This is a genomic window from Kitasatospora sp. NPDC086009 (assembly GCF_044540385.1).
Classification (GTDB): domain Bacteria; phylum Actinomycetota; class Actinomycetes; order Streptomycetales; family Streptomycetaceae; genus Kitasatospora.
Genome location: NZ_JBITSA010000013.1, coordinates 182,079 through 202,531, shown reverse-complemented (window position 1 = coordinate 202,531; position 20,453 = coordinate 182,079). Strand labels below are relative to the sequence as shown.

General features: G+C 75.1%; 21 protein-coding genes. 8 read left to right on the top strand and 13 right to left on the bottom strand.

What is annotated here, in order from left to right; genetic code table 11:
• Positions 1 to 14 precede the first annotated feature (14 nt).
• The 6 genes from ACIF6L_RS27420 to ACIF6L_RS27395 form a co-directional block, all read right to left on the bottom strand.
• Positions 15 to 623, bottom strand: a complete 609-nt coding sequence (locus ACIF6L_RS27420; protein ID WP_329485733.1) for an ATP/GTP-binding protein — start codon at positions 621 to 623, stop codon at positions 15 to 17.
• Entirely contained in the window at positions 604 to 963 is a 360-nt protein-coding gene (locus ACIF6L_RS27415; RefSeq protein WP_359807533.1) for a DUF742 domain-containing protein, read from the bottom strand. The genes ACIF6L_RS27420 and ACIF6L_RS27415 overlap by 20 nt, the downstream gene beginning before the upstream one ends.
• Positions 960 to 1,367: a roadblock/LC7 domain-containing protein gene (locus ACIF6L_RS27410; protein WP_329485730.1), complete on the bottom strand. Its 408-nt coding sequence runs from the start codon at positions 1,365 to 1,367 to the stop codon at positions 960 to 962. The genes ACIF6L_RS27415 and ACIF6L_RS27410 overlap by 4 nt, the downstream gene beginning before the upstream one ends.
• Entirely contained in the window at positions 1,364 to 2,932 is a 1,569-nt protein-coding gene (locus ACIF6L_RS27405) for an ATP-binding protein (protein ID WP_329485728.1), read from the bottom strand. Before ACIF6L_RS27405 ends, ACIF6L_RS27410 begins: the two co-directional genes overlap by 4 nt.
• A gap of 674 nt (positions 2,933 to 3,606) precedes the next feature.
• Positions 3,607 to 4,932: a diacylglycerol/lipid kinase family protein gene (locus tag ACIF6L_RS27400; protein ID WP_396490140.1), complete on the bottom strand. Its 1,326-nt coding sequence runs from the start codon at positions 4,930 to 4,932 to the stop codon at positions 3,607 to 3,609.
• 173 nt (positions 4,933 to 5,105) lie between these two features.
• Positions 5,106 to 5,432, bottom strand: coding sequence for a carboxymuconolactone decarboxylase family protein (locus ACIF6L_RS27395; RefSeq protein WP_396490142.1), 327 nt, complete (start codon positions 5,430 to 5,432; stop codon positions 5,106 to 5,108).
• Positions 5,433 to 6,012: 580 nt separating this feature from the next.
• Here ACIF6L_RS27395 and ACIF6L_RS27390 point away from each other — a divergent pair.
• Entirely contained in the window at positions 6,013 to 7,119 is a 1,107-nt protein-coding gene (locus ACIF6L_RS27390; RefSeq protein ID WP_396490143.1) for a hypothetical protein, read from the top strand.
• A gap of 688 nt (positions 7,120 to 7,807) precedes the next feature.
• Positions 7,808 to 9,421, top strand: a complete 1,614-nt coding sequence (locus ACIF6L_RS27385; RefSeq protein ID WP_396490144.1) for an MFS transporter — start codon at positions 7,808 to 7,810, stop codon at positions 9,419 to 9,421.
• A 41-nt stretch (positions 9,422 to 9,462) separates the two neighbouring features.
• Here the strand turns inward: ACIF6L_RS27385 and ACIF6L_RS27380 are convergent, their stop codons facing one another.
• A complete protein-coding gene (locus ACIF6L_RS27380; RefSeq protein ID WP_396490146.1) occupies positions 9,463 to 9,738 on the bottom strand; it encodes a hypothetical protein in 276 nt (91 codons plus the stop codon).
• A gap of 532 nt (positions 9,739 to 10,270) precedes the next feature.
• Positions 10,271 to 11,260 (bottom strand): DUF5937 family protein, encoded by a 990-nt coding sequence (locus tag ACIF6L_RS27375; protein ID WP_396490148.1) that lies wholly within the window; start codon positions 11,258 to 11,260, stop codon positions 10,271 to 10,273.
• A gap of 71 nt (positions 11,261 to 11,331) precedes the next feature.
• On the opposite strand from ACIF6L_RS27375, the gene ACIF6L_RS27370 reads away from it, so the two are divergent.
• Positions 11,332 to 12,204 carry an oxidoreductase gene (locus ACIF6L_RS27370; protein ID WP_396490150.1) on the top strand — a complete coding sequence of 291 codons (873 nt, stop codon included), beginning with the start codon at positions 11,332 to 11,334 and terminating at the stop codon, positions 12,202 to 12,204.
• Positions 12,205 to 12,228: 24 nt separating this feature from the next.
• Here the strand turns inward: ACIF6L_RS27370 and ACIF6L_RS27365 are convergent, their stop codons facing one another.
• Positions 12,229 to 12,483, bottom strand: a complete 255-nt coding sequence (locus ACIF6L_RS27365; RefSeq protein ID WP_329485719.1) for a hypothetical protein — start codon at positions 12,481 to 12,483, stop codon at positions 12,229 to 12,231.
• A gap of 157 nt (positions 12,484 to 12,640) precedes the next feature.
• On the opposite strand from ACIF6L_RS27365, the gene ACIF6L_RS27360 reads away from it, so the two are divergent.
• Positions 12,641 to 12,841, top strand: coding sequence for a hypothetical protein (locus ACIF6L_RS27360; RefSeq protein WP_329485718.1), 201 nt, complete (start codon positions 12,641 to 12,643; stop codon positions 12,839 to 12,841).
• Positions 12,842 to 12,946: 105 nt separating this feature from the next.
• On the opposite strand, the gene ACIF6L_RS27355 is transcribed toward ACIF6L_RS27360, so the two are convergent.
• A complete protein-coding gene (locus ACIF6L_RS27355) occupies positions 12,947 to 13,579 on the bottom strand; it encodes a hypothetical protein (RefSeq protein WP_396490152.1) in 633 nt (210 codons plus the stop codon).
• A 101-nt stretch (positions 13,580 to 13,680) separates the two neighbouring features.
• On the bottom strand, positions 13,681 to 14,574 hold the full coding sequence (locus ACIF6L_RS27350) for a helix-turn-helix domain-containing protein (protein ID WP_396490153.1): 894 nt from the start codon (positions 14,572 to 14,574) through the stop codon (positions 13,681 to 13,683).
• A gap of 77 nt (positions 14,575 to 14,651) precedes the next feature.
• Here ACIF6L_RS27350 and ACIF6L_RS27345 point away from each other — a divergent pair, with 77 nt between their 5' ends.
• From ACIF6L_RS27345 to ACIF6L_RS27330, 4 genes are all read left to right on the top strand, one after another.
• A complete protein-coding gene (locus ACIF6L_RS27345; RefSeq protein ID WP_359837849.1) occupies positions 14,652 to 15,080 on the top strand; it encodes a VOC family protein in 429 nt (142 codons plus the stop codon).
• Between the two features lie 152 nt (positions 15,081 to 15,232).
• A complete protein-coding gene (locus ACIF6L_RS27340) occupies positions 15,233 to 15,715 on the top strand; it encodes a GreA/GreB family elongation factor (protein ID WP_329485714.1) in 483 nt (160 codons plus the stop codon).
• A 94-nt stretch (positions 15,716 to 15,809) separates the two neighbouring features.
• Entirely contained in the window at positions 15,810 to 16,751 is a 942-nt protein-coding gene (locus ACIF6L_RS27335; protein ID WP_396490155.1) for an NAD-dependent epimerase/dehydratase family protein, read from the top strand.
• A 202-nt stretch (positions 16,752 to 16,953) separates the two neighbouring features.
• Positions 16,954 to 17,304, top strand: a complete 351-nt coding sequence (locus tag ACIF6L_RS27330) for a hypothetical protein (protein WP_359807563.1) — start codon at positions 16,954 to 16,956, stop codon at positions 17,302 to 17,304.
• Positions 17,305 to 17,323: 19 nt separating this feature from the next.
• On the opposite strand, the gene ACIF6L_RS27325 is transcribed toward ACIF6L_RS27330, so the two are convergent.
• Together ACIF6L_RS27325 and ACIF6L_RS27320 are read right to left on the bottom strand one after the other, a co-directional pair.
• Positions 17,324 to 18,322 carry a hypothetical protein gene (locus ACIF6L_RS27325; RefSeq protein WP_396490157.1) on the bottom strand — a complete coding sequence of 333 codons (999 nt, stop codon included), beginning with the start codon at positions 18,320 to 18,322 and terminating at the stop codon, positions 17,324 to 17,326.
• The gene (locus ACIF6L_RS27320; protein ID WP_359807567.1) at positions 18,322 to 20,451 is read right to left on the bottom strand and encodes a DUF6571 family protein; all 2,130 of its coding nucleotides are present in this window, start codon (positions 20,449 to 20,451) and stop codon (positions 18,322 to 18,324) included. The genes ACIF6L_RS27325 and ACIF6L_RS27320 overlap by 1 nt, the downstream gene beginning before the upstream one ends.
• Positions 20,452 to 20,453: the final 2 nt, after the last annotated feature.

Here is a 20,453-nt window from a genome sequence, read left to right as displayed (position 1 = left end):
CCGGGCCGTGCCCCCTAGGGCGCCGGGCGGTCGTACAGGTAGCGCATCAGGGCGAGGAGCACGTCACGGCTGGACTCGCGGGTGCGGGCGTCGCAGTCCACGATTGGCACCTCGGGCGGCAGGTCGAGCGCCGCCCGCAGCTCCTCGACCGGGTAACTCGGCGACTCGGGGAAGGTGTTGGCCGCGACGACGAACGGCACGCCGCGGTCCTCCAGCCGTCCGATGACCTCGAAGCTGACTTCGAGCCGACGGGTGTCGACGAGCACGACCGCGCCGAGCGCACCCTCGAACAGGCCGTTCCAGAGGAACCAGAACCGCTCCTGCCCGGGGGTGCCGAACACGTACAGCACCAGTTCCTCGTTGATGCTGATCCGGCCGAAGTCCATCGCGACCGTGGTCGAGGTCTTGCGCTCGATCCCGGCCGTGTCGTCGACGTCGGCTCCGGCCTGCGTCATCGTCTCCTCGGTCGTCAGCGGACGGATCTCGCTCACGGAGCCGACCAGGGTCGTCTTGCCGACCCCGAAGCCCCCCACGATCACCACCTTGACCGCCGTGGTGGCCGAGGCCGGCAGGAGGTCCGCGCGCTGCGGGCCCAGGGCCGTCTCAGAGTCTCTGAAGTCCATGTATCACCGCCTCCAGCAGGGCGCGTTCGGGAAGGACGGCCTGGGGGACCCGCATCCGGGCCTCGATCAGCTCCTCGGCGAGGAGGTCCGCCAGGAGGACGGTGACCGCGCTCATCGGCAGTCGCAGATAGGCGGAGATCTCGGCCACCGACAGGGGCGAGCCGCAGATCCGCAGGATCGCCGCGTGCTCCGGCTGCATCGAGGGAGTCGGCTGCGCCCGGGAGACGATCAGGGTGACCAGGTCGAACGTGGTCTGCTCGGCCGGTCCGCCGCGGCCGCGCGTGATCACGTAGAGGCGTTCGGCTTCTCCGTCGTCCCAGTCCTGGTCGGTCGCACTCACGCGACCTGCCCGCCGTTGCGCGCCGGTGTGGTGAGGTGCTCGCCGATCCGGGCGACCAGGTCGCGCATCCGCTGGCCCATCAGCCCGGCGTCGACGCCCTCGTCGGCCAGCACGGCGAGGTAGGCGCGGGCGCCGGCCGCCATCAGGTAGAAGAAGCCGCCGCCCATCTCGATCACGACCAGCCGCATCCGGCCGTCGCTGTGCGGGAACTCGTGCCCGACCGCGGCGGCGAGGCTCTGCAGGCCGGCGCAGGCGGCGGCGAGCCGGTCGGCGGTGTCGTTGTCGGTGCCGTGCTGGGCCATCCGCAGACCGTCGGCGGAGAGGACGACGACGTGCCGGGTGTACGGGACGCTCTCCGCCAGATCCTTGAGCATCCAGTCCATGTTGCTCCGCTGCTGAATCACTGCTCGCTCTTCCCTGACGACTCTTCGCTGGTGGGGCCGGCCGTGTCGGTGGACGGCGTGTGGCCGTTCACCCCCTCGGTGAACGCGGCCAGCCACATACCGGGCTGGGCCGGCGCCTGAGCCGGGGCCGGCGCGGGCTCCGGGGCCCGGGGGGCCGGGGCGATCCGGGGGGATTCGGCCGCGCCCCGTCGGTAGGGCGCGGCGTGGCGGCGGCGCTGGGGCAGGCCGTTCGCGGTCCGCTCGGTCACCACCGGCACGTCGTCGCCGACCGGGAACGGCTGCGAGGCGGTGGCGACGGTCCGCGAACCCCAGGGCCGCGAGACGGACACCGGACGCGTCCGCTCCGAGGGCCGGGGCGCGGTGTCCGGCGCCGGCAGGGGGTTCGCGGCGGCACCGATGCCGTGGGCCCGGCCGGTGGCGGGGGCGGTGGTGATCAGCTCCTGCGGCACGATCAGCACCGCGCGCACCCCGCCGTAGGCGGAGGGCCGCAGCGAGATCTGGAACCCGTAGGCCTGCGCGAGCCGTCCGACCACGGCCAGGCCGAGCCGGGGGGTCTCCCCGAGGTCGTTGAGGTCGATGCCGGCCTGCGCCTCCAGGAGCATCCGCTCGGCGCGGGCCCGGCCCTCCTCGCTCAGGCTGAGGCCGCCGTCCTCGATCTCGATCGCTATGCCGGTCTGCACCTCGACGGCGGTCAGGTGCACGCTGGTCTGCGGCGGGGAGTAGCGGGTGGCGTTGTCGAGCAGCTCGGCGACCGCGTGGATGAGCGGCTCGACGGCCGGTCCGACCACGGCGACCTGGGAGACCGGGTGCAGTTCCACCCGGCGGTAGTCGAGGATGCGCGACATGCCACCGCGCAGCACGCTGTACAGCGGGACCGCCCTGCGCCACTGGCGACCGGGGCGGGCGCCGCCGAGGACGGCGATGCTGTCGGCGAGGCGGCCGATCAGGGCGTTGCCGTGGTCCAGGCGCAGCAGGTCCTCGAAGACCGCCGGGTCGTTGCCGTGCCGGTCCTCCATCTGGCGCAGTTCCTGGGCCTGCCGGTGCACGATCGCCTGAACGCGGCGGGCGATGTTGACGAAGGCCCGCTGGGTGGCCTCGCGCATGCCCTCCTCGGTGTCGACGATCTCCAGGATGCTGCGCAGCACCGCCAGCCGGGCGGCGTGGAACTGCGGGCCGGTGCCGGTGTCCTGGGGCTCGTACGACCGCACGATCTCGTCGGTCGAGGTGCCGCGCCGGAGCCGGGCGATCGCCTCGGGCATGGTCGTCTGGGCGAGCCGGAGGGTCTCGGCCTCCTGCCGGGCCAGCCGGCGGCGCAGCTCGTTCTCCTGGAGGGCGAACCGTTCGCGCAGGGCGGCGAGGGCGCGGCCCCGGCGGGCCGTCTCGGCCGCCACCACCGCCACCGCCGCGGTGCCCACCGCTCCGGACCAGAGGACCCCCGCGCGGGCGCCGGTGGAGACCACCAGCGCGGCGACGACAGCGGCGCCCGCCGTCACGACCGTGGGCACCAGCCACACGAGAACGGGAGCCGGGCGTCGGCCTCCGGGTGACGATCCAGCACGAAGCATCAGCATCCTCAAGCGCTCGAAGGAGTGGGGAGAGTGGGCGGGGGCCGGCTCCGGCGGCGCCGGACCGTGGGCGGACCGGCGCCCGCACCCGGCCGGGCGGCCCCGGCGCGAAGGGTGCGCGCCGGGACCCGGCCCGGGGTCGGGACAACCGGAACTCCGGGACATTCCTGACGAAAGATCAGTAACAGTGTTTTATAGCCGATTCGGTGTGGCTCTGTCGCACGTTCCGCGGAACCCGGACGCCGGCGAGATCGGGCCGGCCGGCTGAGCACAGGCACCAGACTTGCCCTGTCCCGGGCCCGCCGTACCGTGGCCGGGGCGGGGTTCGCTCATGTGAGGGGTATCCCCGGGAAATCCCCCCGCAGCGTGGCGAGTTCGTGCTAAGCCGAGGTCTGCGACGGGCCTTCGACGGGCCTGCGACGGGCCGTGCGGAGGGACTTCGGCAGGTGATGTGCGGTGGATGCCGGCCCCGGTGAACCGTCAAGGCCGTTCCCCCGAAGCGGCGTTCCCCGGACGGTCCGGGCGGACCGGCGTACGCCGCCGGTGATCGGAGGCGCGCCGGTCCGGTGGGCCCGGCGTGACCGGAACCCGCGCAGGGCGGTCGAAGTCCGCGACCGGCGCGCGGGTGGTCCGACGCGCCCCACCGTCGCGCGCCCCCGTCTCCAGGCGCCCCGTCACCCCGACGGGGGCCGGCGGCCCAGGGCGAGGGCCGCGACCTCGCGCCAGTCCATGGCGGGCCGGGCCGGCGGGGCCCCCGGGCGGTCGCGCGGCACCAGCACCCGCAGCGCACCGGGCCGGACGGCGCAGGTGACCGGGGTCGGGAGCCGCAGCGCCTCCCCGTCCACGGCGACCGAGATCCGCCCGGCATCGGCGTCGACCACCACCCGGGGCGCGGTCAGGACGCGCAGGCCCGCCGCCCGGCTGCCCCGCAGCGCCACGGCGGCGGCCTGCGACGCGTTGCCCACCCGGATCCCCACCACCCCCAGCGTCGCCCGGTCCAGCCGCGGCCGGCGGTTGCCCACCACGGTCGGCTCGGGAGCCGTGTACGGGTTGTTGCTGACCAGCAGCGCCTGCTGTCCCGTCAGCCGGGTGCCGTCCGCCAGCACCGCCTCCAGGGCGTGCCCGGAGTGGCCGAGGAGGAGGTCGGGGAGGGCGCTGAGGGCCGAGCCGGCCTTGGCGTCGCGGTACTGCGGGGTCTGCACGATCTCGGCGTAGGCGCCGAACGAGGCCGTGTTGACGAAGGCCCGGCCGCCCACGGTGCCCAGGTCGACCCGCAGCTCCACCCCGTCGGTCAGCGCGTTCAGGCAGCGGGCCGGGTCGTCGCGGTCCAGGCCGAGGTCCATGGCGAAGTGGTTGCGCGTCCCCGCCGAGATCACCAGGAACGGCAGGTCGTGCTCGGCGGCGACCTCGGCCACCGTGGCCTGGGTGCCGTCGCCGCCGGCCACGCCGAGCAGGTCCGCGCCCTCCGCGACGGCCCGGCGGGCGAGTTCGGCGACGTCCACGCGGGTCGCGGTGTCCAGCAGGACGACCCGGGCGCCCAGGGCCTCGGCCCGCTCCACCAGGGCGAACCGGTCGACCTTGCCGCCGCCGGACCTCGGGTTCATGATCAGCACGGGGTGCCGGGGGAGTGCGCGGGCCACCGCCCGCATGCCGTGGAAGGGCCGGGCCGTGCGCAACGCCGACCGCGCGAACGCCGCGGCGACCGCCCACAGGGCGAGCGCGGCCAGCGCCACCGGCCAGAGCCCGGCCCGGGCATAGCCCACCACGACGGCCGCGGGCGCCGCGACCACGAGCAGGGCGCCCGCCAGCCGGACGACCCCGTGGTGGGAGACCACCCACCACGTCCCGGCCGCCGTGAGCGCCAGCCCGGCCAGCCCGACGGCGAGCACCAGGATGCCGCCGGCGCCGACCGTGCCCACCAGCACGGCCACCGCGCCCAGCACACAGGCCAGGGCCGCCCGGGCGGACCAGCGGGCATTCAGGAGGGAACGGGACGCCATGCTGCGCGTCTCCTCGGTCTTCGCCCGGCACCGGGCACGACGCTCGCGGCGCGCCCGGGCGCGGGGCATCCGGTCACCGGGTGCCCGGACGCTGTCGACCGGCCACCCGGTTCGGGTGGTCGCGGCTGGGCGCCGGCCTCGCGGCACGCCGCCCGCCGGTGGAGGGAAGGGTGTCAGCCGCCCGCCGCGATGTCGGTCTCGGCCACCGCGATGGCCATGCCGAGGGCCTCCGCGATGTGCCCGGCCGCCGACATCACGCGGGCGGTGCCCACGATCGGCGCGATGGCGACCAGCACGTCCTGGAGCTGTGCGGCCGTCAGCTCGGCTCCGTCGGCGGCGCCGATGTGGACCAGGTAGGACATCGGCGGTGCGTCCATCGCGACGAGCGCCGCGATCCGGGTGAGGAGGAAGTCGTCCATCGGCAGGCCGCACCGCTCGACCGAGTCGAGCGTCATGGCGGCCAGGGTGTCGAGCACGGGGGTTTCGGACGCGCTGGTCATACCGGGCCATCTCCTTCGCCGGGAGGGGCCGGCACGTCGTCTCCGGGAGCAGCGGACCGCTCGCCTTGCCGTGCCCCCGTACCCCGACCATAGGCCGGATGGGTGGCGGTCGCACTCCGCGACGGGCGGGGCGTCCGGGGCCGGGCGCGCCGGCCCGCCGTACGGGCCCCGCCCGCCCGCCCCACCGGGCCGGGTTCCGGTCACCGCCGCGGCGCCGGCGGCGCGGTACGGCTGGGGCGGCCGACCGGCCGTGAGGTCCCGGGTGCCGGTGGCCACCGGCCGGTGGGGGCGGAGCGTCCGGCGGGCGCCGCCGGGGCGGGTGGGGCGGTCCGGCGAACGGCCGACAACCGCCCTCCGGGACATGCCAGAGGCCTGGGCCTGCGGCCGGTGCGCTCCTACGATGTGAGGCGCCGTCGGCCTGACCCCGACAGCGTCGGCCGACGTCGGACACCACCGGGCTCTCCGGGCACCGGTGCGTCCCGTCGGCCACGCCCCGCCCCGGGGACCGGGAGCGGGCTCGTAGCGCAGGCTGCACCGACGCAGGCCGCACACCCCTCCTCACCACCCAGGGAGTACGCCCATGCATGCCCGCACTGTCGCACCGTCGTTCAGACCCGTCCGCGCCGTCCTGCTCGTTCTGACCATGCTGGCCGCCGTGGTGGCGGTCGCCCTGCCGACGGCCGGCCCCGCCCGGGCCGCCGTGCCGGACCGCTGGGGCTTCGCGTTCCTCGACAACCCGACCCCGCCCGCCGGGTACGTTCCCGACCCCACCCGGCAGTGGGGCAGCTGGCCCTCCCCGGCGAGCAACCCCGTCAAGGTCGACCAGCTCGCGGTCGGCTCGTACCTCGTGCACTTCCCGTTCATCGCCGGCCCGGGCGGCATCGCCCACGCCACCGCCGTCGGCCGTACCGGCAACTGGTGCCAGATCAAGGGCTGGTCCACGGCGGGCACCGGGCAGGACGTCGCGGTGGACTGCTACCGGCCGGGCGGCGCCCCCGACAACACGCTGTTCACCGTGCTCTACACCACCAGCAGCGGGACCCCGTCGCCGGCCGGCGGCTCCTACGGCTACACCTTCTCGGACATCTCGGGGGCGGTGCTCGCGCAGTACAACTCCGCCGGCGCGGTCAACACGGTGAGTCACGGCTCGACCGGGATCTGGAAGGCCTGGCTGCCCGGTCTGGGCCTGTCCACCGCTGCCGGGAACATCGAGGTCACCGCGGTCGACGCGGTCCAGGGCGCGCGCTGCAAGGTGGCCGACTGGGCGCCGGCGGCGTCCGGTCAGACCGTGGTGGTCAGCTGCTTCAACGCGGCGGGCGCGCCGTACGACACCCGGTGGACGCTGAGCTACTCCCTCAAGCGCGCCCTGCACGGGCCGGCGTTCCCGCCGAAGTCGTTCGGCTACCTCTGGTTCAACGGCGGGGTCCCCGCGGCGACGAACTTCAACTCCAGCGGCGCGACCAACACGCTGGCCGGTTCGGTCCCGTTCACCATCACACTGCCCGGGGTGGCCGTCCCCTCGGACACCGCGCACGCCACGGCGTACGGCCCCGGCCCGGGCTGGTGCGGGCTGGCCCTGCCGTGGGCCCGCAGCGCCGGCACGGTGAAGCTCTACACGATCTGCTTCAACGCCGCCGGATCGCCGGTGTCGGCGCCGTTCCTCACCGCCTACACCTCGGCGTTCTGACCGCCGGGGGCCGGCCCCGGTGGTCGGGGCCGGCCCCCGGCAGTCCCGGACCACTCCCCGCCCGCGCGGTTCCGCCCGTTCCGCCCGCTCGCCCGGGCCGGGCGCGGCCGTACCCGTGATGCCACGGCGCGCCCCAGGGGTGTGAGCAACTGATCTGATGAACAGTCAAAAACACTCTGGACAGTGGAGGTTCGACTCGGGACGTCGGCCGCTCCGGTGTGCGGGCCGACGCGCGGAGGCCGCGCCGGGCCCGGGCGGCCGGCGCGGCCGCCGCGCTCACCGATCCCCCTCCCGTACGCGCTCCGGAGGCCCGTCGCGGCCCGATGTGCCACGGTGGAATCCGGGGTCAGCGCACCCCGTCGGGAGAGGAGTGGCCATGTCGTCGAAGCGACGTCGCAAGAAGAAGGCACGAGCCAAGCGCGGGGCCAATCACGGCCGTCGGCCCCAGTGCTGAGCACTTCCTGAGCGGCCACCGGTGGCCCGGCGAGGGGCCGCCGGTGGTCTCGCGCCGTCTCCGCCACCGAGCCGCGGGTACGCGGCCACCGCGGGGAACGCCGTGCGGGACCGGTCGCAGGGGGGTGTCGACCGTGGGATCGGCGGCTCGCCGCCCGCCGGGCGCCGAGCCCGGAGGGCCCGAAGAGCTCACCGGAGGACCGGGAGGCCCCGGAGGAACGGAAGGACGCGACGGATGGGTACACCGCGGCCCGGCCGCACCGCGAAGGAGTCCGCGCCGGTCGCGGCGAGCCAGTCGCTGACGCTCGCGGCCATGCTCTTCGCGGTCTCGATGACCTTCATCGACCAGACGATCGTCTCGATCGCCGCGCCCGACATCATTCGCGAACTGGGCCTGTCGGCCGTCGGGATGCAGTGGGTGGTCAACGCCTACCTGCTCTCCCTCGCGGCCTTCTTCGCCCTCGGCGGCCGGCTGGCGGACGTCCTCGGCCACAAACGGATGATGCTGATCGGGACGCTCACCTTCGTGATCGCCTCGGCGCTCTGCGGCGCGGTGCCCTCCGGCGGTGCCGCCGAGACCTGGCTGATCTGCTTCCGGGCGGTGCAGGGCCTCGGCGCGGCGCTGATGTTCCCGGCGGCGCTGGCCGTGGTGGTGGAGGTGTTCCCGGTCGAGCGGCGCGGCCGGGCGCTGGCGCTGTTCTTCGGGGTCGCGGGCGGTCTGACCGCGATCGGCCCGATCCTCGGCGGCTGGCTGACCAGCTGGACCTGGCGGGCGATCTTCTGGGTCAACGTGCCGGTCGCGGTCGTCGCGGTGGTCCTGACCGTACTCGCCGGCATCCGCAACCACCCCCGCCGCGAGCCGGTCGACTGGCCGGGCGCCGCGCTGGTGGCCGTCGGGATGGGTCTGAGCGTGCTCGGCCTCCAGCAGGCGGCGGCCTGGGGCTGGGGCAGCTGGGCGACCTGGCTGTGCATCGTCGGCGGGCTGGTCGTCCTGGTGGTGTTCGTCGCGCTGGAGCTGCGCACCGAGCACCCGCTGATCAAGATGCGGGTCTTCGCCGACCGGGCCTTCGCGGCGGACAACGCCGTGCTCTTCTTCGCGATGATCGCCTTCGTCCCGGTGTTCTTCTTCGCCTCCGTCTACGCGCAGGTGGCGCTGGACCAGACGCCCAACGAGGCGGGTCTCTACCTGCTGGTCTTCTTCGCCGGGTTCGCCCCCGGCTCGCAGATCGGCGGGCGGATGCTGGACCGGCGCGGCGCGCGCCCGCCGATGCTGCTGGGCACGGCGGTGTCCGCGGTCGGCTTCGCGCTCTGGGCCTCGAAGATCACCGATCTGTCGCTCGGCGCGCAGTGGCCGTACATCGTCCTGGCGGGCGCGGGGATCGGGCTGCTGCTGACCCCCGCCTCGACGGACGCCGTCAACCGCTCGATCAACGCCTCGTACGGCGAGGTCACCGGGATCACCCAGACGGTGCGCAACTACTCCGCGAGCCTGGGCCTGGCGGTGCTGGGCACCGTCCTGCTGCACAGCACCACCAGGAACGTGCGGAGCACGCTGGTCGCCAACGGCGTCCCGGTGGACGCCGCGCCCGGCGTCGCCGACACCGTCACCAAGGGCATCACCGGCCACGGCTCGGGCTCGCAGGCGCCGAACGGCGTCGGCGCCACGCTGCTGGACGCGATCCGGCAGGACTTCGCCGAGGCGAACGGGCCCGTGCTCTACGGCATGGCGGCCGCGCTCGCGGTCGCCTTCGTCTGCGCGCTGCTGCACCCCGGCACCCGGGTCACCGCGGACCCCGCGCCGGTCGTGGACACCGCCGCCGTCTCCGAGGGCGGCACCGGCCCGGCCTGACACCGCGCGGGCGCGGGCGCGGTGTCGGGCCGGGGGCCCGGCTACGGGTTGAGCGGCGACCAGAGCCAGGCGCCGTCCACCCGCACGTACAGCCGCTTCGACGCGGTGTCCACGGCGAGCGTCCCGTCGGCCGGCGGCCGGGTGAAGCTCGCGTCGCCGACCGGGCCGGCGACCAGGCGCAGCGGCGGGTTCGGCGCGTGCTTCGTCGGGAGGGTGCCGCCGGACTGGCTGACGCCGGCACCGGCCTGGGTGGTGCTCCCGTAGGTGTTCTCGACCCGGAACTCGCCCGAACTGGAGCTCTCGTAGTACACGACCACGTCGCGCAGGACGGCGACCGTGCCGGGGCCGGAGTAGAGGTCGACCCCGGAATTGACGGTGGGGACCGGGCCGTTGGCGATCAGGACGTTCTCCAGGGCGCCGGCGATGCCGGCCCAGGCGATGATGTTCTGCGGGGTGGCGTAGCCGGGCGCGAAGTTCCCCGCGTAGGCGTAGATGTCCTGGGCGTAGACGTGCTTGCAGGAGGCGTCGACCCTCAGGTGCGGGCCGCCCTGCAGCTGGGAGGTCTCGAACTTGCAGTCCGTGAGGTAGATCCCGTTCGGGTCGTGGTCGCCGCGCCGGCCGGTCCGGCGCCGGCGACCGCCGCCACGCCGGTCAGCCCGGCGACGGCTCCGGCGAGCAGCGCCCGCCGCCGGGTCGCCGCTCCCGTCGGAATTCCCGCATCCCCGTCGTGCTCACTCTGTTCCCCCTCGGTACTGCCGTTCGCGGCGGCCCCCGGTCGCCCGGTCGCCCGGTCGCCCGCCAAGATCGCAGGACGGGTGACGACCGGTCAAGCCCCCTCGGCCGGCGCCCTCAGGGCCGGGGTGCCGCCAGCACGGCTTCGGCGACGGAGGTACGGGCGTAGAGCACCGAGCGGCCGGCCCGGTGGGCGCTGACCAGGCCGGCGTCGCGCAGTGCGGTGAGGTACTGCGACACCCCGGCCGGGGAGAGCCCGGTGCGGCGGGCTAGTTCGGTGGTGGACGCCGGAGAGTCCAGTTCGGTCAGCAGCCTGGTCCGGGAGCGGCCGAGGACGGCGGCCAGGGCGTTCGCCGCCGGGGCCGGCCGGGACTCCCACAGGGCGCCGATGCCGCGGGCCGGATAGGCGAGTTGGGGCGGCTCCGGCGGCATCAGCCGGGTGAGCAGGTGCGGCCCGGTGAACGCCGAGGGGATCAGCAGCAGCCCGTCGCCGGCGCCCTGCCGGGACAGCGTCCGCCGCCGGCGGGCGATCCGCAGCGCGTTGTCGTCCCAACTCGCCGAGGGGTGGAGTTCGTTGAGGAGTCGCCCGGTGCCGTGCTCGGCGACCTGGCGGGCCCGGTGGAAGACATCGGCGTCGAGCACCGCCCGGATCCGCGCCCAGTAGGGGGCCAGGGCGAGCTCCCAGTACGTCTCGATCTCCTCCGCCAGCCGCTCCAGCTGGGCCGGCGGGGAGGCCTGGAGGGCCCGCAGCCGGGGGCCGGGGGAGCCCTGTTCACCCCGCAGGCGTTCGAGGTCCTGGTGCACCCGGGACGGGGGCGTGGCGCGGATCCCGGCCAGCTCCCGCGCCAGGGTGGGCGCGGGCCCGGCGGGCGCCGGGTTGAGGAAGTCGGCGACGTAGCCGGCGCGCGGCACCAGCTCGGCGAGCAGCCCCCGGTCCAGGCCCGCGGCGGTGACCCGCGGCCGGACCTGCTGGATCCACGGCTGGTGCACGGGGTGCGTGGCGCCGGAGGCCAGCAGCCGGTAGCTGGTGCCCACCTCCCACATCGGCGAGACGGCGAACCGCACCAGGGCCAGGTCGGCGGCCGAGAACGCCAGTTCCGCGTGCACGCGGCCTCCTCAGGATTCGGACATCCCTTAATCGTTGGCGGCCCAGTGTACGGCCCGGAGATCATCCGGGCATGACCTCAGAGACGACCGCCCCGGCCGCGGCGGGCAGTTGGAAGATCGGTGGGCTGGCCCTCACCCGGCTCGGCTACGGCGCGATGCAGCTGGCGGGCCCGAAGGTGTGGGGGCCGCCCCGGGACCGGGACGCCGCCCTCGCCGTCCTGCGCGCCGCCGTCGAGGCCGGGATCACGCACCTCGACACCAGCGACTACTACGGCCCGCACGTGGTCAACGACCTGATCCGGGAGGCTCTCCACCCGTACCCGGAGTACCTGTGCATCGCCACCAAGGTCGGCGCCCGCCGCACCCCGGACCGGGCCTGGCCCGCCGCCCTGTCCCGCGACGAGCTGGTCCGGGCCGTCCACGACAACCTCCGGCGGCTGGACGTACCGGCGCTGCACCTGGTCAATCTGCGGATGACCGACACCCGGGCCGCCGCCGACCTCGCCGGGCCGTTCGCCGTCCTCGCCGAACTGCGCGAGCAGGGCCTGATCCGCCACCTCGGGGTCAGCAACGTCAGCGCCGAGCAGGTCCGGGCGGCTCGCGACATCGCCCCGGTGGCCTGTGTGCAGAACCACTACAACGTCGCCCTGCGCGGGGACGACGACCTGGTCGACCGGTGCGCCGAGCAGGGCATCGCCTACGTGCCCTACTACCCGCTGGGCGGCTTCCGCCCGCTCCAGGCCGACGCCCTGGAGGACGTCGCCCGTGACCTGGGCGTCACGGCCCGGCAGGTGGCGCTGGCCTGGTTGCTGCGGCGCTCCCCGAACATCCTGCTCATCCCCGGGACCTCCTCGGTGGCGCACCTGCGCGAGAACATCGCGGCGGCCTCGGTCGAGCTGCCCGACCGGGCGCTGCGCGTCCTGGACGCCGTCGGCACCCGCTGAGCGGCCCCCGGTCGCCGGGCGGGCTCACCGGCCGGGCGCGATGTCCGCCAGGGCGGCGAGCAGGCGGCTGTGGACGGCGGCGGCGACCTCGCGGGTGACCGGATCCGGGTCGTCCAGGCGGTCGGCGATCAGTTCGGCGGCGGCCGCGACCACCGGCACCGGCAGCGAGGTCTCGCGCAGGTGCAGGAGCTGGGCGGCGGCCCGTTCACTGGCCGTGGTGGCCCGTGACTGCGGGATCAGTGAGGTGAGGCCACGGGGTTGCTGGTGTGCGCTGCTCATCCCGTCATTGTCCGGGTTCCGGCGCGCTCCCGGTGCCACCCCCGCGCGGGCCGAGCGCGCGGCCGGTTCCACCATCTGGCCCCGCGTACCCCGTACGGCTGTCCGTTTTCGCCCTCCAGGCGCCAGGATGGAGGCAGTGAACGAACTAGGAGGCGGTATGAACGACCGACCCGATTCGATTCAGTGGCCCGGCGAGGTCACGCCGGACGCCCTGCTGCACACCGGCGCCGGCGGTGAGGTCACCCCCGAGGACCTGGTGCTGGCCTCCGGGCGCGACATCACCCCGGAGACCCTCGCGTGGGCGGAGCGGAAGCTGGCGGCGGAGGGCCCCGCCGCCCTGGACAAGCTGCTTCCCTGAGCGCCTCCGCTCCGCGGACCCGCTGCCGGGGCCGTTCGGACCGGTGCCACCGCGGCGCCGGTCCGAACGGCCGCTCCGGTGCGACCGGGGGTGTGCGGAGCGCCGTCAGAGGCGGTGGACGGCGCACGGAGAGTACTCGAACGGCGTCCTGAAGCCCGGCACCTGCCGGAGCTCCGCCGTCCACCGGTTGTCGACCACCCCGCGCCGCAGCAGGAAGAGCCGGTTGGCGCGGCGCTTCAGCAGGCCGCGGTAGCGGTCCACCGCGTCCGTGCCGTTGACGGCGAGCTCGCGGACGAACTCCTCCAGGTAGCAGGTGGCGCAGCCGGGGCCCGGCCGGTGCCGGTGGCGCGGCACTCCGGCCGCCTCCAGGCCCCGGACCACGACCGTGCCGTCCGGGCCCACGCCGACCAGGAAGGCCTCCGGTCCGGTCTCCGTCCCGCAGATCTCCAGCAGCCTCTCCCGGAAGCGTGCCGGGTCGACCCGGACCAGCGGTTTCTCGAACAGCAGCCTCAGCAGCGAGATCACGTGCGACAGCAGGGTGGCGCCCGCGGTGGTCCAGCAGACGGCCGGCAGCCACCACGGACCGGCCGTCCGGCCGAGCGCGATGCCGACGGCCGACCAGCAGTACGCGGCGAGCGAGTCCGCGACCACGGCGTCGCCGCGGAACCACACGCGCAGGACGGACCACATCGCGAGGAGCGGAACGGCCACCGTGCAGGCGGTGTGCAAGAGGCCCATGGCGCTGTTCCCTCCACCGTAAATCCCTTGGGGGGTGTTCCACCCGCGGCGGCGGCCGAACCCGCGCGAACGAGCCGGGATCGCCGGACACCATGCTCTGCCTACAGACTGGTTGACGCCGCGTCAGTCGGGTCGGCGCACGCCGCGAGCCGGGCGAGCAGGGCGGCTCCGGTGGCGTCGGCCGGGTGCTGGGTGAGCAGCAGCACCCCGGTGTCGGCCGCCGGCCGCAGCAGCGAGAAGGTCAGCCGCAGCACCCGGTCCGGGCGCCCGGTGTCCACCACCTCGACCGTGCTCGGCCGGAAGTCCGCGACGGCGCGGCACTGCCACCAGTGCGCGGCGTCCGGCCGCAGCGCGTGCAGCCGGCGGACGATCTCCGCGGACCGGAGGTCGTCGGGGACGTGGGCGGTGGCGGCCCGGAACTGCTCGTAGAGGCCGCGCAGCAGCGCCTGTCCGCCGGGGCCGTTCCCGTCGGCGGGGCCGGCCGTGATCCGGTGGCGTCCGGGTGGGCCCGCGGCGAGGTGCAGCAGCAGATTGCGCTCCTCGGCCGGGGCCTCCTCCAGGGGCCCCCACAGGCGCCGGTGGGCCGCGTTGGCGGCGAGGACGTCGAAGCGCTCGTCCAGTACCAGCGCCGGGGTGGCGTGCCAGCTGTCGACGAGCGCCAGCGTGTCCGGGCCGGGGACGGCCGCCGCCCACTGCCCGGCGCGCGGGGGAGGGGGGAGGAACCCGGCCAGCGCCAGGGCGTGCCGGTGGGCGACCGGATCCATCCGCAGCGCCCGGCAGACGGCGTCGACCACCTGTCGCGAGGTGCTCACCCGGCCCTGTTCGAGCCAGGTGTACCAGGCCACGCTGACCCCGGCGAGGGTGGCGACCTCCTCGCGGCGCAGCCCGGGGGAGCGGCGCCGGCCGCCGGCGCCGAGGCCGACGTCCTGCGGGGCGATCGACGCCCGGGCCGCGCGCAGATGGGCACCGAGCTCTCGGCGTAGCGACTCGTCCATGGGCTGATCCTATGAGTGCGACTCACCCCATGAACGGTGGGCTGCCACCACCGCCCGGGACGGGCGAGGCTGACGGTATGACAGCTGAGCAGCGGACGCCCCGGGTGTGGCGCCGGCAGAACGACTCCTCCCACCTCGCCGAGCCCCGTGTCCTGATCCGGGTCTTCCTCGAACCGGACGGCCTGGACGGCGCCGTCGCCTTCTACGAGCGGCTGCAGGCGGTGACGGCCGACTCCGGCTTCGACTTCGGCGCCCTGCGGCTGGCGACCGTCGGCGCGTTCCTGCTGATCGCGGGCGAGGAGGGCGAGTTGGCGCCGTACCGGGACACCAGCGGCACGCTGCTGGTGGACGACGTCCGCCCCTACTACGAGCGGCTGCTCGCCGAGGGGGCGGAGATCGTCGTCCCGCTCCGGGACGTTCCCACCGGCGCCGGGTTCAACGTCCGCCACCCCGACGGCACGGTGGTCGAGTACGTCCACCACCGCCCCACCACGGCCGGCGACTGACCGGCCCCGGGGGGTGACCGGCCGGACACGGGGCCGGTCGGTCACCCTGCCGGGAGCGCCGCCGGGGCGACCGGCCCGAACGGTCCTTGCTATGCTCGGAAATACCCGCTTCAGGGCGATTTGTTCTGTCCCGCCACACCACGGGAGCAGGAATGACCGGTGTCCCCGAGCCCATCAGCCCCGAGGCCCGTGAGGCCCTCGAACAGGAGCTCGCGCAGCTGCGGATCGAACGCGACGCCGTCGCGGCGACCCTGAAAGGCACCGGCACCGATACCGCCGGCGATCTGGCCGACCAGGCCGACGAGTTGCAGCGCGTCACCGAGACCGCCCGGCTGGACGCCCGGATCGCCGGGATCACCGCGCGACTGAGCGAGGCGGCGACGGCCCCCGCCGCTCCGCCCGGTGTCATCGGGGTGGGCAGCACCGTGACCCTCCGGTTCGCCGACGGCGGCGAGGAGACGTTCCAGATCGGCGAGCTCGCCAACGAGTTCGAGCAGACCCTGGTGACCTACGACAGCCCGCTCGGCCATGCGCTGCTCGGCCGCCGCACCGGGGAAGCCGTCTCCTACGACACGCCTGCGGGCCCGGCCACCGCCGAGGTGCTGGCGATCGACGCGCCGCCCGGCCCGGCCTGAGCCGGTCCCCCAGGGGCGCCGGGCGGCCAACTCCGGGCCCCGGAGCGCGGACCGACGGCCGAAAGGATCCGTGCGGTCGCGCTAGTGTGCGTGGGTGAGCCTTCATGTCGTTATGGGATTCGGGCCCGCCGGGGCGGCCACCGCCAGGCTGCTGGCCGAGCAGGGGCATACCGTACGGGTGGTCACCAGGTCGGGCCGCAGCCCGGAACCGGGGATCGAGCACGTCGCGGCGGACGCGGCCGACAGCGCCCGGCTGACCGAGCTGTCGAAGGGCGCGGCCGCGATCCACAGTTGCGCCGCGCCGCCGTACCACCACTGGGTGCGGGACTGGCCGCCGCTGGCCTCCTCGGCCTGCGCGGCGGCCGAGGCGAGCGGCGCCGTGCTGGTCATGCTCGGGAACCTCTACGGCTACGGCCCGGTGGCGGGCCCGCTGACCGAGCGGCTGCCGCTCGCGGCCACCGGGCCCAAGGGCCGGGTGCGCGCCGCGCTGTGGGAGCAGGCGCGCCGACTGCACGAGCAGGGCCGGATCCGGGCGGTCGAGGTGCGGGCCTCGGACTTCTTCGGGCCCGGCGTGACCGACGGCGGGCACCTGGCCGGGCGGGTCGTGCCGCGCGTGCTGCGCGGCAAGCCGGTCTCCACGCTGGGGGATCCGGACGCCCCGCACAGCTGGAGCTACCTGCCCGACGTGGCCCGGGCGCTGGTCGAGGTCGCGGGCGAGGAACGCGCCTGGGGACGGGCCTGGCACGTCCCGACGGCGCCCGCGCGGTCCGCCCGGGAGATGGTCGACCGCCTCGCCGCCGGGGCGGGAACGGGGCCGGTCGCGGTGCGCAGGCTGGCGCCGGCCGTGCTGGGGGTGGCGGCACTCTTCTCCCCGCTGCTCCGGGAGCTGAAGGAGACCCGCTACCAGTTCGACCGCCCGTTCGTCGTCGACGCGAGCGCCTACGAGGCCGAGTTCGCGGTGCGGGCCACCCCCGTCGACGAGCAGGTCGCGGCGACGCTGCGGTGGTGGCGGGACCGGGTCGCCACCTCGGGCTGAGCCGCCACGGGCTGAGCCGCCGCGGGTCGGGCGCTGCCCGGGGCGGGCCGGACCCCTCCCACGGCCCAACGCCGCCGGCCGCGTGCGCGGCCCGCCGTCCCCCGTACCGCCAGGGGAACGGACACCCGGTCCCGGTGGGCCGGACCGCGCCGCCGGGCGTCCTCGGCGGGCGACCGGGCGCCGCCGGACGTAGGTTGCGGTCATGACCAGTGACGAAACGACGATCCCGGCCGTGGGGGTGCGGGGGCTGGACGAGGTGTTCGAGGCGATCGAGGAGGCCAACCAATCGCCGCAACCGTGGACCGGTTTCGAACACGGAGTACTCGGCGCCTACCGCTGGGCCGCCGGCGCCCAGCCCGGCGCCCCGGTGACCGCGGCGGCCCCGCTCGGCGCCGCCGGAGGGCCGTGCCGGGCACAGCTCCTGGCCGAATGCCAGGCCGCGGCCGTCCGGGTGAGCGAGCCGCTGCGGGACGACGCCGACTACGCCCTCGGCGCCTACCAGGCGCTCGCCTGGCTCTGCGGCCACGAGGAACAGCGCCCCCGGCCGGCCTAGGCGGTCGGGGCGGCGCCGGTCAGGCCTCCTGCTTGAGCTGTCCGGCCGCGGCGCCCCGTTCGCGGTCGGTGGACGCGCGGGCCCGGTCCCGGAGCGCGGGCAGACCGATCCGGGCCCCGTCCTGGTGGGTGGCGTCGGCCCAGAGGCCCAGGAGACCGTTGGCCTGGTCGTCGAGGCGGGCGAACCGCTCCCGCGCGGTGGGCGCGGGCTCCGCGAGTCGACCCAGCCAGGTCCGGGCGAGGTACTCGGCAGGGGCGTCGCCGAACGCGGGTGGCGCCCCGGCGGGGGCCAGGCCCTGGAGCACCCCCTCCTGCCAGGCGGTCCGGGCGGCGCCGGAGCGCCCGCGCAGGACGTCGTCGGCGATCCCGTCGAAGACCCCGGCGGGTGCGGCGGCGCGGGCCAGCGGGTCCTCGATCGCGGCCGGCGACGGGTCGGCCGGGACGGCGGCCAGGCCCGCCGCGCCCTGCCGCAGGTCCGCCCCGCGCAGGCCGGCGTAGGCCGCCGGGCTCTCGGCGAGGCCGCGCAGGACCTCGATCAACTGGTCCTCGCGGACGGCGAAGTGCACCCCCCGGTCGTCCTGCCAGGCGTCGTCCTCCGGGCCGTCGTGCGCCATCGCGGTGTTGCTGACGCCGGTGAGCACCGTGTGCGTGTCGGCCGCGTAGTCGGCGAGGGCCTCGGCGAGCGGGCCGCGCACGTCCGGGTGCACCCGGTGGCCGGCGGAGTCGGCGACGGCCAGCACGACCGTGCGCATCGCGTGGGCCTGCCCGAGCGTGTGGGCGCCGGGCCGCGTCCCGACGGTGGCGCGGCGGAGCCCGGCGGCGAGTTCGCCGCACGGCAGGTCGGACCGCCAGGTGTCACCGAGGACGGTCCGGACGCGGGCGTCCGTGCGCAGGCCCGCGCAGTCCCGGTCGGGGTCGTCGCGCCCGAGCGTCCACCAGAGCCCGGTGCCGACCGCGGCCGCCACCACCAGGGCGGTGGCGGCGGCCGCGGTGCGGCGGGCCCCGGGCGTGGCTGCCATCAGGCGTTGCCCCGGCCGAGGTAGCGGCCGGCGACGTCGTTGCTGCGGTTGCGGCTGTTGAGCATGTCGTCCTGGAGGGAGTTGACGGTCGGGCCGTCCGGGTCCATGCCGCGGTCCCTGGCCCAGATGCCGACCATGTCGGACATCTGGCGGTTGGCACCGAGGTAGGTGTCCGACACCTTCGCGTTGGCCTCGCTGTTGTTGCGGTCCTTCTCCTCCAGGCTGACCTCGTACGTCCAGGTGTCGACCAGGCGCTGGGCGGCGTCGCCGAGCGGTGCGATCGGGGTGATCGGGGCGCCGATGGTGTGGTAGAGGACCTTGGCCTTCCAGTCCGCCTGGGCGTTCTTGTCGTCGCGCATGTCCAGGTCCGCGTCGGCGCGGATCGCGTCGAAGACCCCGAGCGCCGCCGCGCCCTTGCCCATCGGGTCCTTCATCTGGGCCTCGGTGGGGTTGGGCCCGATGGCGGCGAGCTCCTGGTCGATCCGGCCCGTCTCGGCGCGGTGCAGGGTGCCGTAGGCGGCCGGATCGTCGGAGAGGCCGCGCATGAACCGGACCAGGCTGTCCTGTCCGACGGCCATCCGGGTGGTGTCGCCGTCCTTCCACACCGAGTCGTGGCCGGTGTGGCCGTTGTAGACGTCGTTGCGGCCGTTGAGCAGCTCGTGGGTGTCGCCGACGTAGTCGGCGAGGGCGTTGGCGAGCGGCCGGCGCAGGGTGTCCTTGATCTTGTCGCCGCCGTGGCCCTCGTCCATGGTGACGATGGTGTCGTGCATGACGCGAGCCTGGGCCTCGGTGTGCTTGCCGTCGTGCGCGGTACCGGCCCGCTCGCCGGTGGCGGCGGCCTCGACGGCGGCGGCCAGGCCGCTCTGGGAGAGCGGGTCGGGCATCTTCATCTCGCCGGTGTAGCCGGTGAGGTAGCCCTGCGGCCAGTCCCGGTCCTTCAGCAGGTAGTGCAGCCGCTGGTTGGAGCCGTCCGCGCCCGGGTCCAGGAAGGAGGTCGCGGCCTCGGGCTGACGGCCCATGACGCCGAGCAGCTCGTCCAGCGGGTCGGCGCCGAGCGAGGTGCCGTCGTGCGACGCCCGGTAGCTCCACAGGCCCGGCTGCTTCTTCTCGGCGGCGATGATGTCGTCGCCGAGGTCGGTGAGGAAGGGTGTGGAGTACTTCGCGTCGCCCTTGCCCATCAGGGTGCCGAGGATCTGGTACCCGTAGACCGGCTCGGTGTTGGAGCCGAAGTTCCTGGTGCCGTTCTCCCGCAGGCCGGCCCGCCACTTCCGGTAGAACTCGGTGTTCGGGTCCTGGGTGGCGGAGGCGACGGCCCGGGTGAGGTCGGTCTGCAGACCGGGGTAGCTGCCCTTCTTCCCGTCGTCCTTGCCCGGGTCGTTGAGCTTCTCCGCGAGCTTCAGGGTGCCGTCGGGGCCGAGCGTGTCCAGCAGTGTCCGGGAGAACTCGGGGCTGTCCGCGTTGGCCTTCATCAGGTTCGCCAGCTGGGCCCGCTCGTCGCCGTTCAGACTGTCGATCCGGGTGGCGAGGTCGGCGGCGCGCCGCGCGTCGGCCTGGTCGCCGCCGCCCAGCGCCGAGCCGTTGAAGGAGTTGTCGAAGCTGCCGGCCTTCGAGGCGCTGCGCAGGGCGCGGGCGGCGCGCTGGTCGGCGTCGGTGGCCCGTTGGAGGCCGGCCTCGATGGCCTGCGTCCACTTGCCCGCGGCCTCCTGGTAGGCCCGCTGGGTGTCGGCGTCGTGGTGGAGGTCGTTGAGCGTGCCCGGGTCGAGCGTGCTGGGATCGAGCACGGCGACGCCGGTGCCGGTGACCTTGAAGCCGGCCTTGACCGCGCCGTCCGCGGCGTCGCGGACCTGCTTCTGCGCGGCCTCGAAGTCCGCCCGCGCGTCGTCGAGCAGTGAGGCCATCGCCTTCGCCTCGACCTGGGCGGCCACGATCTGCCCCTTGGTCGCCATCAGTTGGAAGTCGGCCAGACCGGCCGTGCCGCCCGTCCACAGGCCGTCGCGGGTCACCGAGAGCACGTCGCGGTCGAAGCTGCCCTCCATGGTGTGGAACCGGTCGGCCATCGCCCGCCACTGCGTCGCGGCGGTGGACAGCGTGCCGGGGTTCGCGTGGAGGACGTCCTCGTATCCGAGCATGG

Bases quoted from the DNA above. Each gene is read 5' to 3' on its own strand.
- ACIF6L_RS27345 (WP_359837849.1), top strand. From the start codon at position 14,652: ATGACAGCTGAGCAGCGGACGCCCCGGGTGTGGCGCCGGCAGAACGAC.
- ACIF6L_RS27395 (WP_396490142.1), bottom strand. From the start codon at position 5,432: ATGACCAGCGCGTCCGAAACCCCCGTGCTCGACACCCTGGCCGCCATG.
- ACIF6L_RS27325 (WP_396490157.1), bottom strand. From the start codon at position 18,322: ATGGCAGCCACGCCCGGGGCCCGCCGCACCGCGGCCGCCGCCACCGCC.
- ACIF6L_RS27350 (WP_396490153.1), bottom strand. From the start codon at position 14,574: ATGGACGAGTCGCTACGCCGAGAGCTCGGTGCCCATCTGCGCGCGGCC.
- ACIF6L_RS27330 (WP_359807563.1), top strand. From the start codon at position 16,954: ATGACCAGTGACGAAACGACGATCCCGGCCGTGGGGGTGCGGGGGCTG.
- ACIF6L_RS27420 (WP_329485733.1), bottom strand. From the start codon at position 623: ATGGACTTCAGAGACTCTGAGACGGCCCTGGGCCCGCAGCGCGCGGAC.
- ACIF6L_RS27360 (WP_329485718.1), top strand. From the start codon at position 12,641: ATGAACGACCGACCCGATTCGATTCAGTGGCCCGGCGAGGTCACGCCG.
- ACIF6L_RS27365 (WP_329485719.1), bottom strand. From the start codon at position 12,483: ATGAGCAGCGCACACCAGCAACCCCGTGGCCTCACCTCACTGATCCCG.
- ACIF6L_RS27405 (WP_329485728.1), bottom strand. From the start codon at position 2,932: ATGCTTCGTGCTGGATCGTCACCCGGAGGCCGACGCCCGGCTCCCGTT.
- ACIF6L_RS27385 (WP_396490144.1), top strand. From the start codon at position 7,808: ATGGGTACACCGCGGCCCGGCCGCACCGCGAAGGAGTCCGCGCCGGTC.
- ACIF6L_RS27400 (WP_396490140.1), bottom strand. From the start codon at position 4,932: ATGGCGTCCCGTTCCCTCCTGAATGCCCGCTGGTCCGCCCGGGCGGCC.
- ACIF6L_RS27390 (WP_396490143.1), top strand. From the start codon at position 6,013: ATGCATGCCCGCACTGTCGCACCGTCGTTCAGACCCGTCCGCGCCGTC.
- ACIF6L_RS27320 (WP_359807567.1), bottom strand. From the start codon at position 20,451: ATGCTCGGATACGAGGACGTCCTCCACGCGAACCCCGGCACGCTGTCC.
- ACIF6L_RS27340 (WP_329485714.1), top strand. From the start codon at position 15,233: ATGACCGGTGTCCCCGAGCCCATCAGCCCCGAGGCCCGTGAGGCCCTC.
- ACIF6L_RS27370 (WP_396490150.1), top strand. From the start codon at position 11,332: ATGACCTCAGAGACGACCGCCCCGGCCGCGGCGGGCAGTTGGAAGATC.
- ACIF6L_RS27355 (WP_396490152.1), bottom strand. From the start codon at position 13,579: ATGGGCCTCTTGCACACCGCCTGCACGGTGGCCGTTCCGCTCCTCGCG.